The 14929-nt window shown below is 68.9% G+C and carries 20 protein-coding genes and 1 tRNA gene; 10 read left to right on the top strand and 11 right to left on the bottom strand.

The genetic code is table 11. The annotated features are described in order from the left end of the window. Nucleotides 1-13: 13 nt before the first annotated feature. On the top strand, nt 14-1210 hold the full coding sequence (locus ACIPV5_RS16625; RefSeq protein ID WP_056279954.1) for an ROK family protein: 1197 nt from the start codon (nt 14-16) through the stop codon (nt 1208-1210). Between the two features lie 29 nt (nt 1211-1239). On the opposite strand, the gene ACIPV5_RS16620 is transcribed toward ACIPV5_RS16625, so the two are convergent. After that, nucleotides 1240-2379, bottom strand: coding sequence for a Gfo/Idh/MocA family protein (locus tag ACIPV5_RS16620; protein WP_053097175.1), 1140 nt, complete (start codon nt 2377-2379; stop codon nt 1240-1242). Next, nucleotides 2379-3185 (bottom strand): sugar phosphate isomerase/epimerase, encoded by an 807-nt coding sequence (locus tag ACIPV5_RS16615; RefSeq protein WP_295101436.1) that lies wholly within the window; start codon nt 3183-3185, stop codon nt 2379-2381. Before ACIPV5_RS16615 ends, ACIPV5_RS16620 begins: the two co-directional genes overlap by 1 nt. A 109-nt stretch (nt 3186-3294) precedes the next feature. On the opposite strand from ACIPV5_RS16615, the gene ACIPV5_RS16610 reads away from it, so the two are divergent. From ACIPV5_RS16610 to ACIPV5_RS16600, 3 genes are read left to right on the top strand one after another with little or no spacing between them, the layout of a single operon-like run. After that, nucleotides 3295-3906, top strand: a complete 612-nt coding sequence (locus tag ACIPV5_RS16610; RefSeq protein ID WP_056279948.1) for a TetR/AcrR family transcriptional regulator — start codon at nt 3295-3297, stop codon at nt 3904-3906. Nucleotides 3907-3915: 9 nt separating this feature from the next. Beyond that, nucleotides 3916-4545, top strand: a complete 630-nt coding sequence (locus tag ACIPV5_RS16605; RefSeq protein ID WP_400341963.1) for a DUF4166 domain-containing protein — start codon at nt 3916-3918, stop codon at nt 4543-4545. 8 nt (nt 4546-4553) lie between these two features. Then, the gene (locus ACIPV5_RS16600; RefSeq protein ID WP_400341961.1) at nt 4554-5528 is read left to right on the top strand and encodes an epimerase; all 975 of its coding nucleotides are present in this window, start codon (nt 4554-4556) and stop codon (nt 5526-5528) included. On the opposite strand, the gene ACIPV5_RS16595 is transcribed toward ACIPV5_RS16600, so the two are convergent. From ACIPV5_RS16595 to ACIPV5_RS16585, 3 genes are read right to left on the bottom strand one after another with little or no spacing between them, the layout of a single operon-like run. Further along, on the bottom strand, nt 5525-5923 hold the full coding sequence (locus ACIPV5_RS16595) for a PLDc N-terminal domain-containing protein (protein WP_400341959.1): 399 nt from the start codon (nt 5921-5923) through the stop codon (nt 5525-5527). The two genes, ACIPV5_RS16600 and ACIPV5_RS16595, sit on opposite strands and share 4 nt — an antisense overlap. Nucleotides 5924-5961: 38 nt before the next feature. Next, nucleotides 5962-6891 carry an aldo/keto reductase family oxidoreductase gene (locus ACIPV5_RS16590; protein ID WP_400341958.1) on the bottom strand — a complete coding sequence of 310 codons (930 nt, stop codon included), beginning with the start codon at nt 6889-6891 and terminating at the stop codon, nt 5962-5964. An 18-nt stretch (nt 6892-6909) separates the two neighbouring features. Next, nucleotides 6910-7119 carry a hypothetical protein gene (locus ACIPV5_RS16585; RefSeq protein ID WP_056279941.1) on the bottom strand — a complete coding sequence of 70 codons (210 nt, stop codon included), beginning with the start codon at nt 7117-7119 and terminating at the stop codon, nt 6910-6912. A gap of 94 nt (nt 7120-7213) precedes the next feature. Here ACIPV5_RS16585 and ACIPV5_RS16580 point away from each other — a divergent pair, with 94 nt between their 5' ends. From ACIPV5_RS16580 to ACIPV5_RS16570, 3 genes are read left to right on the top strand one after another with little or no spacing between them, the layout of a single operon-like run. After that, entirely contained in the window at nt 7214-7591 is a 378-nt protein-coding gene (locus tag ACIPV5_RS16580; RefSeq protein WP_232224461.1) for a helix-turn-helix domain-containing protein, read from the top strand. A gap of 22 nt (nt 7592-7613) precedes the next feature. After that, nucleotides 7614-8054: an ImmA/IrrE family metallo-endopeptidase gene (locus tag ACIPV5_RS16575; protein WP_082297859.1), complete on the top strand. Its 441-nt coding sequence runs from the start codon at nt 7614-7616 to the stop codon at nt 8052-8054. 35 nt (nt 8055-8089) lie between these two features. Then, nucleotides 8090-8692: a GNAT family N-acetyltransferase gene (locus ACIPV5_RS16570; RefSeq protein ID WP_400341956.1), complete on the top strand. Its 603-nt coding sequence runs from the start codon at nt 8090-8092 to the stop codon at nt 8690-8692. Here ACIPV5_RS16570 and ACIPV5_RS16565 read toward each other — a convergent pair whose 3' ends face one another. Beyond that, entirely contained in the window at nt 8693-8923 is a 231-nt protein-coding gene (locus ACIPV5_RS16565; RefSeq protein WP_150115093.1) for a hypothetical protein, read from the bottom strand. Between the two features lie 78 nt (nt 8924-9001). Between ACIPV5_RS16565 and ACIPV5_RS16560 the strand changes: the two genes are divergently transcribed. Next, nucleotides 9002-9613 (top strand): flavodoxin family protein, encoded by a 612-nt coding sequence (locus ACIPV5_RS16560; protein ID WP_187250542.1) that lies wholly within the window; start codon nt 9002-9004, stop codon nt 9611-9613. 1 nt (nt 9614) lies between these two features. Here the strand turns inward: ACIPV5_RS16560 and ACIPV5_RS16555 are convergent, their stop codons facing one another. Together ACIPV5_RS16555 and ACIPV5_RS16550 are read right to left on the bottom strand one after the other, a co-directional pair. Beyond that, nucleotides 9615-9947: a hypothetical protein gene (locus ACIPV5_RS16555; protein ID WP_400341953.1), complete on the bottom strand. Its 333-nt coding sequence runs from the start codon at nt 9945-9947 to the stop codon at nt 9615-9617. Between the two features lie 27 nt (nt 9948-9974). After that, nucleotides 9975-11018: a hypothetical protein gene (locus ACIPV5_RS16550; RefSeq protein WP_400341951.1), complete on the bottom strand. Its 1044-nt coding sequence runs from the start codon at nt 11016-11018 to the stop codon at nt 9975-9977. A 72-nt stretch (nt 11019-11090) separates the two neighbouring features. Between ACIPV5_RS16550 and pgi the strand changes: the two genes are divergently transcribed. Further along, nucleotides 11091-12770, top strand: a complete 1680-nt coding sequence (pgi, locus tag ACIPV5_RS16545; protein ID WP_400341949.1) for a glucose-6-phosphate isomerase — start codon at nt 11091-11093, stop codon at nt 12768-12770. A gap of 21 nt (nt 12771-12791) precedes the next feature. Continuing rightward, nucleotides 12792-13208, top strand: a complete 417-nt coding sequence (locus tag ACIPV5_RS16540) for a DUF2809 domain-containing protein (protein ID WP_372984222.1) — start codon at nt 12792-12794, stop codon at nt 13206-13208. 46 nt (nt 13209-13254) lie between these two features. On the opposite strand, the gene ACIPV5_RS16535 is transcribed toward ACIPV5_RS16540, so the two are convergent. The 3 genes from ACIPV5_RS16535 to ACIPV5_RS16525 all read right to left on the bottom strand — a co-directional run bounded on the left by ACIPV5_RS16535 (nt 13255) and on the right by ACIPV5_RS16525 (nt 14927). Continuing rightward, nucleotides 13255-13327 (bottom strand) — tRNA-Ala (locus tag ACIPV5_RS16535). A gap of 48 nt (nt 13328-13375) precedes the next feature. Next, a complete protein-coding gene (locus ACIPV5_RS16530) occupies nt 13376-14233 on the bottom strand; it encodes a hypothetical protein (protein WP_053097199.1) in 858 nt (285 codons plus the stop codon). An 82-nt stretch (nt 14234-14315) separates the two neighbouring features. Further along, nucleotides 14316-14927 carry a GNAT family N-acetyltransferase gene (locus tag ACIPV5_RS16525; protein ID WP_053099195.1) on the bottom strand — a complete coding sequence of 204 codons (612 nt, stop codon included), beginning with the start codon at nt 14925-14927 and terminating at the stop codon, nt 14316-14318. Between the last annotated feature and the right edge of the window lie 2 nt (nt 14928-14929).

Below are 14929 nucleotides of genomic sequence, written 5' to 3'. Positions count from 1 at the left end.
GTTTACTGACGCAATGGTCGACGCACTCCGCACCGCCGCGGCGGCGAATCCCGGGGCGGGCGAGATCTTCCAGATCCTTCGCGACGGCACCGCCCGCACCAAAGCCGAGCTCGCGACCATCACGGGTCTCGCGCGGTCGACCGTCGCGCTGCGGGTCGATGCCCTGCTCGCCGCCGACCTCCTGCGACCGGCAGGCGAGGCGGTCTCGACGGGCGGCCGACCGCCTGCGCGACTCGCCTTCAACTCCCGTGCCGGAGTCGTGCTCGCCGTCGACCTCGGTGCCACTCACGCCACCAGTGCCGTCGCCGATCTCGCCGGCGTGATCCTCGACTCGCGCACCCGCACGATCGACATCGGCGACGGGCCCGAGAGCCTCCTCGATCTGATCCTCGACGATGCGGGCGCTCTCCTCGAGGCCTCCCGCGCTGCCGGCATCCCGCTGCTCGGGGTGGGCATCGGCGTGCCGGGTCCCGTCGAGCATTCGACCGGGCGACCGACCAACCCGCCGATCATGCCCGGCTGGGACCGCTTCGACATCCCCGCCTACGTGCAGCGCACGTTCGACGTGCCGGTGCTCGTCGACAACGACGTGAACATCCTCGCGCTCGGCGAGCAGGCCACCACGTGGCCGCACGTCGATGACCTCGTGTTCGTCAAGGTCTCGACCGGCATCGGGTCCGGCATCATCGCCGGCGGACAGCTGCAGCGCGGCGCGCAGGGATCGGCCGGCGATCTGGGGCACGTCCAGGTGCCGAGCGGCGCAGGCTCGACGAGGGAGCCCGGCGACGAGCGCGACCTCGAAGCGCTCGCGAGCGGGTCGGCGCTGGCCGCAGCTCTGCGGGAGGCCGGGCTTGCGGCGCACAGTCCCGCAGATGTGGTCGACCTCGTCCGCTCGGGCAATGCCGCTGCGATCGAGGCGACCCGTCAGGCCGGCCGAGATGTCGGCGAGGTGCTCGCGACCGTCGTCAATCTGCTCAACCCGTCGATCATCGTGCTGGGCGGCAGCATCGCCCGCGCCGGCGAGCACCTTCTCGCCGGGGTGCGCGAGGTCGTCTATCGACGATCCATCCCCCTGGCGACCCAGCACCTCGCCATCGTGCAGTCGCAGGCGGGTGACCGGGCCGCCGTGCTGGGCGCCGCGATCATGGTCGCCCGCGAGGTGCTCTCACCCGCGAACGTCGACCGCTATGTGGCGACGAAGGCGCGCTGACCGCACCGCCGCCGCCACACCGGCTGACCTCAGAGAGTCGCCTCGAAGGGATCGAAGTCGGCATCCAGCGAGCCCACCTCGTCGATCGTGCTCTCGACCTGCACGAAGCTGCGCGATTCGGCGGCCTCTTCGATCGACAGCAGCGTGTCGAGCACGTGATAGCCGAATTCCCCCGTGGCGACATGCGTCCGGCCGGCGGCGATCGACCGCGCCATGTCCAGCAGACCGACACCGCGTCCCGAGAGCACGCCCTCCTGCTCGACGTCGACGACGTCCTGCACGGTCGGCTCCGGCGGCACGAACACGCGGGACAGCGGTCGCGTGATCGTGATTGGTCCGCCGAACGTGTTGGGGTCGGGGATCACTATCGTGCCCTCGGTGCCCGTGATCTCGACGATGCCCTGGCGCAGCAGAGGCGAGTCGGTGCTGTAGAGGCTCTGCGCCTGTCCGCCCTGCTCGAAGTCCATCAGCACGCTCAGCGTCGACGGGATCTCGACCGGGAACTCCTGTCCGGCGAGCTCTCCCACCTGCACCGTGCGCGTCGGAGCACCCTGGAGTCCGAGGGCTGCGACGGCCGCCACCGGACCGAACACGTGCACGAGCGCCGAGACGTAGTACGGACCCATGTCGAGCAGCGGACCCGCACCCTTGGCATACAGGAACGCGGGGTTCGGATGGAAGATCTCCGGCCCCTGCCACTGGAACGTGGTCTGGGCGAAGAGGGGACGACCGATGTCGCCGCGGGCGATCGCGCGCTTCGCGGTCTGCACGCCGGGTCCGAGCACGGTGTCGGGGGCGACGCCGACACGGAGACCGGCGGCCTCCGCCCGCTGCAGCAGGCGCTGCGACTCGTCGCGGCTGACGCCGATCGGCTTCTCCGTCCACACGTGCTTGCCGGCGGCGAGGATCGCCTCCGACACCTCGACGTGCACGGCGGGGATCGTCAGGTTCACGACGATGTCGATCTCGGGGTCGTTCAGCACGAGCTCGACACCGCCCGCGCGAGGAACGCCGTACTTCTCGGCCTGCGCCTTCGCGCGGTCCTCGAGCAGATCGCCGACGGCGATCACGCGCACGTCGGGGAAGGTCGTGAGGTTCGACAGGTACTGGTCGCTGATGTTGCCCGCGCCGATGATGCCGACGCCGACGGGTCCGTTGCCGATCGCCATCAGCCGGCGACCTTCTCGTCGAGGTAGACGCGGCTGCGCTCGACCGCATCCCAGAGGTCGCCGTCGAAGTGGTCGAACTCGACGATCGCGAGCTCGAGAGCGGGGGCGGCCGCGATGGCCTCGATGAGCGGCACGGTGCCCTCGCCGGCTGCCACCTGATCGGCGGGCGGGTAGGCGCTCAGGAGCGCGGGATCGAGCGTGCCGTCCTTGGCGTGCACCGCGATCACGCGGTCCCCGAGGCGCTGCAGCAGGGCGACCGGGTCGACCCCGCCGCGTGCGACCCAGTAGAGGTCGACCTCGAGCACGACACGCTCGTCGAGCAGGCCGGCGAGCACCTCGAGCCCGGTGACGCCGTCGAAGACGGCCTCGAGCTCATGGGCGTGGTTGTGGTAGCCGACGCGCACGTCGACGGTCGCGCCGACGGCGGCCGCCTCGTTGAGCAGGCGCGCGGTCTCCTCGATCTGCTCGATCGACTCCCAGCGCGCCGGCTCCGTGTAGGGGTCGATGACGGTGCCCATGCCGAGCACCTTCGCCGCGGCGAACACCTCGGCGGGCGACGGCACCGGAAGAGTGGTCCCGCTGCCGTCCGGGTTGACGAACGACTCGGAGGCGAGGAACGCGTGGCCGGAGGGAGCGGTCAGGCCCGCCGCAGACAGGGCGTCGGCGAGCGGCTGAGCCCGGCGCACGAAGTCGTAGGGCTCGACGGCGGTGAAGCCTCTGACGGCCACCTCTTTCAGCGAGCCTTCGAGGTCGGTCTCGAGCTGATCCTTGATCGTGAACAGCTGGATGGAAGTCTGAATCGCCACGGGGTCTCCTTCGGTCGTCGGTGACGTGCGGGCTGCCTTCACCCGTCTGTCCGAGCACGCTATCACCAAATACCTCCGCGCGGAAGTTTTCAATCTGTAGACTCGCCTCATGAGTCAGGATCAGGATCGCCCGCGGCAGCGCGGTGCCTACGCGAAGGGCATCGCCCGTCGCCAGGAGATCCTCGATCGCGCCATCGAGGTCTTCGCCGCACGCGGAGCCGACCGCACGAGCCTCCGCTCCATCGCCAGTGCCGTCGGCGTCACTCATGCGGCCCTCACCCACTACTTCGGGTCGCTGGAGGAGCTGCTCGTCGCGGTCTACCAGGAGAGCACGGCGCCCGGTCGCCAGCAGCCCGACGCCCTCCCGGCCGAGGCGACCCCGGTCGAGCGGATGATCGAGTCCGCGCGCACCAACCGCGAGGTCCCCGGGCTCGTCCAGCTCTACTCCATGCTCGTCGCGACCGCACTCGAAGAAGGGCACCCGGCTGCCCGCGAGTTCGCGACGACGCGCTTCGCGCGGTTGCGCACGGACATGGCCGCGCTCGTGCGAGAGCAGCAGGACACGGGTCTCATACGCGAGGACGTGGATGCCGAGGCCGTCGCCGCCCTGGTCGTGGCCGCCTCCGACGGCCTGCAGACGCAGTGGCTCCTCGACGACACCGCGCCGCAGCATGAGGCACTCGCCCTGCTCGATCGACTGCTGCGTCCGACCTCTCGCTAGGGTGAGGGTGTGACAGCACCCGGCACTGATCGACGGTCGCCCTACGAGCGCGCGCTCGGCGAGCGCATCTCGGAACTCCACCCGAAGACCGCCTGGTACTTCCGCACCATCCCCGACGGGCATGTCGGAGTCGGCACGGGCGTGTTCACGAGCGCGGGCTCGCGCCATCGCTGGTTGTGGCCGGTGTTCCGCATCGCGGAATCCCTCGGAGTCGCGTTCGCCGGATGGGAGCACGACGTCCCGTTCCGCATCGAGAACCGCACGGTCGCGGGCGAGGCGCTGGCAGTCAGGCACTTCGATCTCCCAGGACGCACCTGGGTCATGCCCGACGTCGTCTCCCTCGGCGCGAACAGCATCCTCCGCAACGAGATCGGCCCCCGTCGCACGGTCGTCACGACCTTCGACATCGACGTGCGTGACGGTGCCGTCGTGCTGACCATCCGCCGGGTCGGGATGCGGTTCGGGCGCCTGCGCATCACCGCTCCGCCCTTCCTGAGTCCGCGCATCGGTCTCGTCGAGCGCTGGGACGAACAGCGCGAGCGGCACCACGTGAACATGACCATCGACGCCCCGCTGCTCGGCCGCGTCTACGAGTACACGGGATTCTTCGAGTACGCGATCGAGAGCGAGACCCCGTGACGGATCCGATGCCCCGCTCCGCAGGACCCGTCGTGATCGGCGGATCGACCGGCTTCATGGGGCAGTACCTGATCCCCCGTCTGCGGTCAGCGGGGCGGAAGGTGATCACCGTCTCGCGATCCGGCGCCGACATCTCCTGGGGAGACCAGGCGGCGATCGATCGGGCCGTCGACGGTGCGTCGCTCGTGATCGGCCTGGCGGGCAAGAGCGTGAACTGCCGCTATACGCCCGAGAACCGCGCCGCGATCTTCCGCTCGCGGCTCGACACGACCTCGTCGCTGAGCTCCGCGATTGCGAAGGCCGCGAATCCTCCCCCACTATGGGTCAACTCCTCGACGGCGACCATCTACCGTCATGCCGAAGAGCGTCCGATGACCGAGTCGTCGGGCGAGATCGGCACGGGGTTCTCCGTCGAGGTGGCCAAGGCGTGGGAGCGCGCGCTGTTCGCGGACGACCTCCCCCGGACGCGGCGGGTGGCCCTGCGCAGTGCGATCGTGCTCGGCCACGGCGGCGTGCTCGGCCCGCTGAAGAACCTGGCACGACTCGGCCTCGGAGGGGCGCAGCACGACGGGCGCTGGCCGATCAGCCGCGCACGCCGCGCCGCGGGCACGGGCCACCGCCCCGGCGCACGCCGCGGACGGCAGCGGTTCAGCTGGGTGCACGTCGAGGACGTCGCCCGCATCATCGATTTCCTCGAGGTCACGCCGACCCTCGACGGACCCGTGAACGCCGCATCTCCGAATCCGACCGACAACGCCGACTTCATGGCCGCCGTGCGGCGGCTGCTGGAGGTACGCATCGGTCCGCCGGTGCCTCGGTGGATGCTCGAGCTCGGCGCCATCGGCATCCGCACCGAGACCGAGCTGATCCTCAAGAGCCGCTGGGTCATCCCCGAGAAGCTGACGCTCGCCGGGTTCGAGTTCGCGTATCCCCACCTCGAAGACGCCCTGCGGGAGTCCTTCGATCTCGAGCGCGTCGGCTAGCTCGACGTGTCCGCGGCCCCGCTCGACGACGCATCGCCGCCGTCTCGCCGGCGCTTCTCGATCTCCTGACGCAGCCGCCACTCCTCGATCTCACGATCGAGATCCGCGATCTGCTGCTCCGTGCTGCGAGCGTCGACCGGCGGGGCCTGGCGTGGCTCGGGTCGGCGGGTCGCAGGGCGCGCAGCCGTCCGCATCCGGGGAAGCCGCAAGCCCGCCTCCGAGTACTCCCTGCCGATCGCGAACCACAGCAGACCGCCGATCAGCGGCAGGAGGATCACGATGATGATCCACGCCATCTTCGGCAGGAATCTCACCTGCGCGTCCTCTCGACGGATGATGTCGACCAGCGCGCCGATCATCAGCGCGATGACGAGGAGCGAGAACAGGAACGGCATGTGTTCAGGGTAGACGACGCCCGCGTCTCGCGCGCCTGCTACGGGAGCAGGTGACCCGCCGCGCGGAAGAGCTCGTACCACTCGGCGCGCGTGAGCTCGATGTCGGCGCCGGCAGCGGCATCCTGCACCCGCTGCGGGGTCGTGGTTCCGAGCACGACCTGCATCTTCGCGGGGTGACGCGTGATCCACGCCGTCGCGATCGCGATCGGTGCGACCGCGTACGACGCAGCCAGCCGATCGATCACGGCGTTGAGCTCGGCATACTCGGGGTTGCCGAGGAACACCCCCGTGAAGAAGCCGCCCTGGAAGGGCGACCATGCCTGGATCGTGATGCCGTTGATGCGGCAGTACTCGACGATGCCTCCGCCGTCGCGGACGATGCTCTGGTCCTCGCCTGCCATGTTCGCGGCGACCGGCTGCGCGAGGATCGGCGCGTGCGTGATCGACAGCTGCAGCTGATTGGCGACCAGGGGCTGAGTGACCGCGGTGCGCAGGAGGTCGATCTGCCGCGGCGTGTGGTTCGAGACGCCGAACGAGCAGACCTTGCCTGCGGCCTCGAGCTCGTCGAACGCCCTGGCGACCTCCTCGGGCTCGACCAGCGCGTCGGGGCGGTGCAGCAGGAGAACGTCGATGTGGTCTGTGCGAAGCGCCGCGAGCGACCCCTCGACCTGGCGGACGATGTGCTCGTATGAGAAGTCGAACGTGCCCTCGGCGGGGTGGATGCCGCATTTGGTCTGCAGCACGATCTCGTCGCGCTCGGCGGCCGTCAGGCCCAGCGCATCGGCGAAGCGGCTTTCGCAGAAGTGCATGCTGCCGCCGTAGATGTCGGCATGATCGAAGAAGTCGATGCCGGCGCTGCGGGCGGTGTCGTACAGTTCACGGATCTGCGCATCATCCTTGTCATCGATGCGCATCATTCCGGCGACGACGGCGGGGGCTGTGGCGGATCCGAAGGGGATGGTCTTCATACCCCCACGCTAGTGCGGTCAGGGCGTGAGCCGTGCGACCGATATGTCGAGCGCCTGCGCGATGTCGGCCAGATCAGCCACGGTGAAGTCGGCCTCACCCGCGAGCTTCCTGCGGAGCGCTGCGCGGGCGATTCCCGCTCGATCGGAGAGCCAGGGTGCGTCCCGGCCCCCGCGACGCAGTTCTTCTTCGATCGCATTCGCCACCGCACGTCGCACATCTGTCGTCATTCATAGACAGTATCGCCGCATACGGGGTGCGACAAGCGTTCAGCGCACCAGTATGACGGCATCCTGGCTTCATGCCGGTGCTATCGTGACTCACGTGAAGACACCGGGCGAGCAGTTCAATGCGGCGGTAGGCCGCCAACTCCGCGCCGAGATCGCCGCCGCCGGAAGCAGCATCGCCGCGATGGCGCGCGAGGTCGGCATCGCGAGGAGCGCTCTCGACAACTACGTCACGGGCAAGCGCTCGATCCCGGTTCCCATCCTGTACGCGGTCAGCGCGGCCCTCGACATCGCACCGCACGTGGTGATCACGCGTGCCGAAGAGCGGCTCCGTTCCGAGGGTTTCCGCGGCGGCGCCACGATCACCGCCCTGCACCCCCGCACCGATGTCCGTGGTCGACGCCAGGATGAATCCGAAGTCGCGTTCGAGTCTCCTCTCGCGCACGCTGACGACACCGACGATCTCTACGACTGACGACCACCAGGCGAGGAGGATCATGGAGGCCCTCCTTCGCCTGCTCGAAGAGAACGGGCTGCACCTCATCGAACGTCGAGGTCGGCGCCCCGGCGGCTACGAACCGCACACCGCGACCATCCGGGTCACCCCCGGTCTCAGCGCGAGGGCCACATCCAGCGTGATCGCGCACGAGCTCGGGCACGCGATGCTCGGTCACACCCCCACAGCGGATTCGTCGATCCGCGCGCGACAGGAGCGCCGAGCAGATGAGTGGGCGGCCCGACTGCTGATCGACGCCGACGCGTACGCCGAGGCCGAGAGAGCGCGAGGCACCCACCCCGCCAGCCTCGCCTTCGAGCTGGGAGTGACCGTCGAGCTCGTGACCGCCTATCGACGGCTGCTGCGTCGCGTCGGGGACACCACGTACGTCGGCGCGAGGATGGGGCGGGGCCAGTGGGAGCATCGCGCCCCGATCGTGTGACATGGCGCCGGGCGCGGCGCTGATTGAATGGCTGCATGACCTTCCGCATCACTCCGGCCCCGATCACCCTCACCGGCCGCCTCGTCGAACTCCGACCTCTGGAGACGACTCATCACGACGGCCTCCTCGATGCGCTGCTCGAGGGTGAGCTGTGGAAGCAGGCGTGGTACACCTCGGTGCCCTCCCCCGACGGGCTCGCCGCCGAGATCGACCGTCGGATCGGCCTGATCGAGACCGGTGGGATGATCCCGTTCACCGCGTTCGACGCCGAAGGACGGATCCTCGGCCTCACGTCCTATTACGACCTGGAGGCCGACGTCCCCCGGCTGCACATCGGCTACACCTGGAATCGCCCGTCGGCCCACGGCACCGGCACCAACGCCGAGTCGAAGCTGCTGCTGCTCCGGCACGCGTTCCAGGACCTCGGCGTGTTCCGTGTGGGCTTGACGACGCAGTGGGTCAACTTCCAGTCGCGGGCGGCGATCGAACGTCTGGGAGCGAAGCAGGACGGTGTCATGCGCGCGATGAGCCGATACCGCAACGGCGCGCTGCGCGACAGCGTCGAGTTCTCGATCATCGAGCCCGAGTGGCCCGCGGTGAAGGCCAACCTCGAGGCGAGGCTGGCCAGACGCGCCTGACTACTCGGTGGCGTTGCCCGACCAGTTGTCCTTGCGACGGGTGGCCGAGCCGCTGGCGCGCATCACGAACGCGAGCGACAGACTCACGATGAGCAGGCCGGCGATGAAGACGATCGCCTGGAAGTCCTCGAGCGACTGCGCGAGACCCATGAGCCAGATGCCTCCGAGGAAGAGGATCATGAAGAAGATGAAGCTGAGGATCACGGGATCTCCTGTCGTAGCGGCCGTCATCCAGGATACCGCCTAGCGCACACGCGGCAGCGACGGAACCCCCTGGGCGATCGCCCGCGGGGGTGATTGCGTGCAGGGATGAGCACACGACTGACTGCCCTCGCCATCTCCTGCACCCTCAAGCCGTCTCCCGCGGAATCGAGCAGCGACCTCCTGGGGTCCCAGATCCTGCAAGCTCTCGCGGAGCACGGAGTCGCCGGCCAGCTGGTGCGCGCCGTCGATCACTCGATCAGTCCCGGCGTCGAGACCGACATGGGCGAAGGCGATGAATGGCCGACTCTGCGCGAGCAGGTGCTGGCGGCCGACATCCTCGTGTTCCTGACCCCCACCTGGATGGGCCAGCACTCGAGTGTCGCGCAGCGGGTGCTGGAACGCCTCGACGCCGAACTGAGCGAGACCGACGATGCGGGTCGACCGATCCTGTTCGACAAGGTCGCGATCGCCGGAATCGTCGGCAACGAGGATGGAGCACACCACATCGCCGCGATCCTGTTCCAGGCGCTGAACGACGTCGGGTACTCGCTGCCCGCCCAGTCGTCGATCTACTGGAACGGCGAGGCGATGCAGACCGTCGACTACAAGGATCTCTCCACGACCCCTGAGAAGGTCGCGCAGGCCACGGCGACGGCAGTGCGCAATGCCGTGCACCTGGCCCGCAGTCTCCAGGCAGACGGATACCCCGCGGAGTAGTTCAGGACTTCGGCGCGCTCCCGCTGTCAGCCTTCGGCTGCACGTAGTCGTCGATCACGAGCTCGCCCGTCGCGTTGAGAGCGCGCATCATCTCTTCGATGCGCGTCTTCTCGATGTTGTGCGGGTACGGAGAGGTGAAGAGGAACTGCAGCGGGATCGCCGGGTGCATCCAGACGGTGAGACGTCCGGGGTCGCCGCCTTCGCGAGGATGCCAGGTCATCATGAAGCTCTCCTGGCGACGGAGCTTCGTGCCGACGATGACCTTCAGATGAGCGAGCGTCTCGTCGTCGATGAGGATCGGCTCCGAAGTGCCGTCATATCGCAGTCTTCCCATGAAGGAAACCGTACCCCGACGCGCGTGTCATCGTGTACTCGCGCGCGCGCTCTGGCGCGGCGAGAACGTCACAACCTCATCACGGCGCGAACGCTCCACGTCGAGCCCTGCGAGCTCGAGTCGTCGGAAGACCCGACGCGGAAGCGCGGGCAGTTCGGCCGTGCGGCCCGACGGCGGCTTCGCGAGCCCGGTGATCAGCGAGAGATCGACGCCCGCGCCGCGCACCTCGATGCGGGCGTAGTCCGATCGCGTCCGCCAGACGAGGTGCTGCAGCTGCCGGAAGGGGATGCGGTGGGTTGCGTTTCCGGCGCGGATGCGCAGATCGTCATCGCCGAACGCGACGCTGCAGGACAGCGTCCGTCGCCTCAGCACGGCGCGGAGCGTCAGATAGACCGGCAGTCCGACGACCGCGCCCGTGAGGATGATCGCGAGGCGGGCGCCCATGTGCATCACCGCGTCGTCGAATGCGATGAGCAGCACGGTGCCCGCGGTGCCGACGACGAGGACCACCGCCACGATGGCGACCGTCAGCGCCCGCATGCGCAGGTCGATGGCGGAGAACTGGACGTGGGATCCGTCGCCGTTCTCGGCGCGCTCCCATTCGGGTGCGACAGGAGGCGGGCGCCTGAGGGCATCACGCCGTCCGATGCGGTCTGTGACGCGCGACAGAAGGCCCAGCCAGATCCATCCCGCGGCGGGACCGGCGGCGATCTGCAGCACGACGATGACCGCCCGCACGGGTTCGGGCAGGCCGGCGAGCAGCTCGCTTCCGGCGTCGATCACGACGATCATCACAGCCGTCAGCACCACGGCGACACCCAGGTGCACGGCGACGCCGGCGCGCACCGGGCGCATGTCCATCGTCGCGTTGACGAAGGAGAAGGCGATGCTCCAGCCGCCGATCAGCATGAGCAGGAACGGGAAGAAGCTCAGGTCGTCGCCCGCGATCGTCCACACCGTCGCGGCCACCAGCAGGAGCACTCCCCACGCGAGCGGAGCCCGCACGAGCCGGCGGCCGATCTCGCGTCGCAGCCTCCGCTCCGAGGTCGTCGTGGGCGCCGTGTCGGTCATCGCCCCCATCCTAGAGCGAGGGCGGACGTCATCACGGGGTCACGACGTCGCGTGCGGCAGTACCGTGGATCCATGACCGCTCCTGTTGATCCGACACTCACTCCCGCCTGGTCCGAACTCGCCGCGCTGCGCGAGTCGATCACCGCCGATCTGCGAGGCTGGTTCGCCGCCGATGCCGACCGTGCGGAGCGATTCTCGTTCCCGCTCGCAGACCTCCACGTCGACCTGTCGAAGAACCTCGTCACCGACGACGTTCTCGCAGCGCTTCTGCGCCTCGCCGAGCAGACGGGAGTCGCCGAGCGATACGCCGCGATGCTCCAGGGAAGCCACCTCAACACGTCCGAGGACCGCGCCGTGCTGCACACGGCACTGCGTCGACCGGCCGACTCCTCCCCCGCGCTCGTCGTCGACGGACAGGACGTGGATGCCGACGTGCAGGCCGTGCTCGACGCACTCAGCACTTTCGCCACCAGAGTTCGCTCCGGAGAGTGGCTCGGCATCACCGGAAAGCGCGTCACCCACGTCGTCAATGTCGGCATCGGCGGCTCCGACCTCGGGCCCGTCATGGTCTACGAGGCGCTCAAGCCCTATGCGGATGCCGGGATCGAGGCGCGGTTCGTGTCGAACATCGATCCCACCGACCTCGCGCAGAAGACCGCGGACCTCGACCCCGAGACGACCCTCTTCATCGTCGCGTCCAAGACCTTCACCACCCTCGAGACGCTCACCAACGCCCGCCTGGCGCGCGATTGGCTGTGGGCCGGACTCCAGGCCTCGGGAGCCATCTCCGACGACGAGGACGCCCGCACCGACGCCGTCGCGCACCACTTCGTGGCGGTGTCGACCGCGCTCGACAAGGTCGCGGCCTTCGGGATCGATCCGGCGAACGCCTTCGGATTCTGGGACTGGGTCGGCGGCCGCTACTCGGTCGACTCCGCGATCGGCCTGTCGCTCGCGATCGCGCTCGGACCCGACACCTTCCGCGATCTGCTGGCCGGCTTCCATGCGGTCGACGAGCACGTGCGCACTACGCCTCTCGAGCGCAACGTCCCGGTGCTGATGGGTCTGCTCAACGTCTGGTACGTCAACTTCCACGGCGCGCAGTCGCATGCGGTGCTGCCCTACGCACAGCAGCTGAGCCGGTTCCCGGCCTACCTGCAGCAGCTGACGATGGAGTCCAACGGCAAGTCGGTCCGCTGGGACGGCACCCCGGTCACCACCGACACCGGCGAGGTGTTCTGGGGAGAGCCCGGAACAAACGGCCAGCACGCGTTCTACCAGCTCATCCATCAGGGCACCCGGCTGATTCCGGCCGACTTCATCGCGTTCGTGAACCCGGCCTACCCTCTGACCGACGGCGGGCAGGACGTGCACGAGCTGTTCCTGGCGAACTTCCTCGCGCAGACGAAGGCTCTGGCCTTCGGCAAGACCGCCGCAGAGGTCGAGGCCGAGGGAACCACCGGAGCGCTCGTCGCGGCACGCACGTTCGCCGGCAACCGCCCGACGACCTCGATCTTCGCACCCGCGCTGACACCGCAGGTGCTCGGTCAGCTGATCGCCCTGTACGAGCACATCACGTTCACGCAGGGCACGATCTGGGGCATCAACTCGTTCGACCAGTGGGGCGTCGAGCTGGGCAAGCAGCTCGCGATGCAGATCGCTCCGGCCATCGGCGGGGACGAGGCGGCCATCGACGCGCAGGACGCCTCCACGAAGGCGCTGCTCTCCTACTACCGCGCGAACCGGAAGTAGGCGAGACAGCGGGAGCGACGGATGCAGTCGGTCACACGCGGCGACGCGCACGTCAGTGCGCGTCGCCGGGCACTGGTCGTCATCGCCGTCCTGGTGGTCGCGGCCGGTCTCGTCACACACGTCGTCGGTCGTGGTCCGATCGCGGACGCACTCGGCGACGTCCTCTATGCGGTGATGATCTACGTCGTCATCGCGATCGTGCTCCCACGAGCCCCGGTCTGGATCGTGGGTGCGAGCGCCGCGGCGCTGTGCATGCTGATCGAGTGCTTCCAGCTCACCGGTCTGCCGGCGATCTGGTCCGAGGCCTTCTGGCCGGTGCGACTCGTCCTGGGCGTCGGATTCGATGCGCGCGACCTCGTCGCCTACGCGGTGGGCGCGGGTGCCGCCGCCCTCTGCGACCACGCGATCGGTCGCCGTCTCCGCGCACGCGCACAGTAGACAGAAGAAAGACCCCCGAGCGATGCTCGGGGGTCTTTCTCGTCGGTGGACCTAAGGGGATTCGAACCCCTGACCTCCTCGATGCGAACGAGGCGCGCTACCAACTGCGCCATAGGCCCTGACGTCTTCTACGCTATCACGCTCGAAGACCCTCTCGTGCCGCGAGGTCAGCCCGCTGCACGCTTCGCGAGGAGGTCGCGCACGTGCGCCTCGATCTCCGCGTCGTCGACGTATCCCATCTTCGCGAACGGAGACGCGGCGGCCTGCGCGGCCGCCGGAATCTGCACGGGTGCGGCGGGCGCCATGCGCTCCGCTCGCTCACGAAGCTCGGCGAGACGAGCCGCAGCGCGGCGCTTCTCCTGCGCATCCAGCTCCGCTCTCGCCACCTGCGCGCGCGAGCCTGCGACCGACACCAGCGGCTCGGGCAGCGGACGCGGGGTCCATGTCGCCGGGCCCTGATCGTGCAGTTCGGGCTCTGCCCTCTGCACGGGCTGCTCGACGACGCGCACCGAACGCCGGGCGGCGCGGGCGGCGACAGCCGACATCCGCTGCAGGGCGAAGCCGGCGACGACGATGATCGACCCGCCGACCCAGAGCAGCAGCTGCGCCTGAAGCGCGATTAGCTGCCACACGCCGAGCCCGGTGACGACGAGACCGAGAAGCAGGGTCGAGGTGGCGACGATGCGCACGCGGCGACGCGCGCGGGCCTGTCGCATGACGGGATCAGCCCTCGTGGCAGCCAGCTCTTCGCGGAGCTTCATGAGCTCAGCGGCTTCCTTCTCGGACTGCAGGCGCTTCGCGAGCTTCTGCTGCGCGAGGGCAGTCCGCGCGTTGAGTTCGAGACGGACCTCGCCGGGGGTCTCGCTGGTCTCGGCCAGCACCCGAAGGGCCTGGTTCAGTCTGACGGCGTTGCGCTCCGCGGCGTCGTACTGGAAGCGCCCACGCCAGGAGGGCAGCAGGTAGAGCATCCACAGGAGCACAGCGACGAGGACTATCACTCCCCCGCTCAGCACCGGCCCGTCCATGTCGACAACGGTACGGGAACATCGCTGGTCACGACGCTCAGTCGGAGCGTGTGTCGCGAGGAGTTCTGAAGTCAGCGGCGTGTCAGAGCGCGAAACGGTCCGACGGCGGGATCGTCGCGGCGTCCGGAGGCACCTCGCCGTTCAGCCACCGGGCCAGCACGCCCTGCGGCACATCCTCGCGAGTGAGGGCGAACGCGTAGTGATCCCGCCAGTCGCCGTCGATGTGGATGTAACGGCGACGCAGCCCCTCGTAGCGGAAGCCGAGCTTCTGCACGACCCTCAGGCTCGCGACGTTCTCGGGCCGGATGCAGATCTCCATGCGGTGCAGCGCATACTCCGTGAAGCAGGCATCGGTCGCGAGCGCGACGGCTGTGGGCGTGATGCCCTTGCCGGCGAAGCGCTCGCTCACCCAGTACCCGATGGTCGCCGAGCACAACGACCCCCTGGCGACTCCCCACACGTTGAGCTGCCCGGCGATCTCGCCCTCGTACTCCATGACGAACGGATAGCCCGCGCCGTCGCGGTACTGCTGCAGCAGACGTCGGATGCTGAGTCGCATGTCGAACGAGACCGAGCCGTACGGGACGGTGGCCTCCCACGGCTGCAGCCAGGAGCGATTGCTCAACAGCTCGTGCTGAAGAGCCCTCGCGTCCCGAGAGCGCACGAGGCGCAGCTCGATGGGACCATGCCGCATCC

Origin of the sequence: Microbacterium sp. NPDC090014 (assembly GCF_044748285.1) — a bacterium.
GTDB lineage: Bacteria > Actinomycetota > Actinomycetes > Actinomycetales > Microbacteriaceae > Microbacterium.
This window is presented reverse-complemented; position numbering and strand designations above follow the sequence as displayed.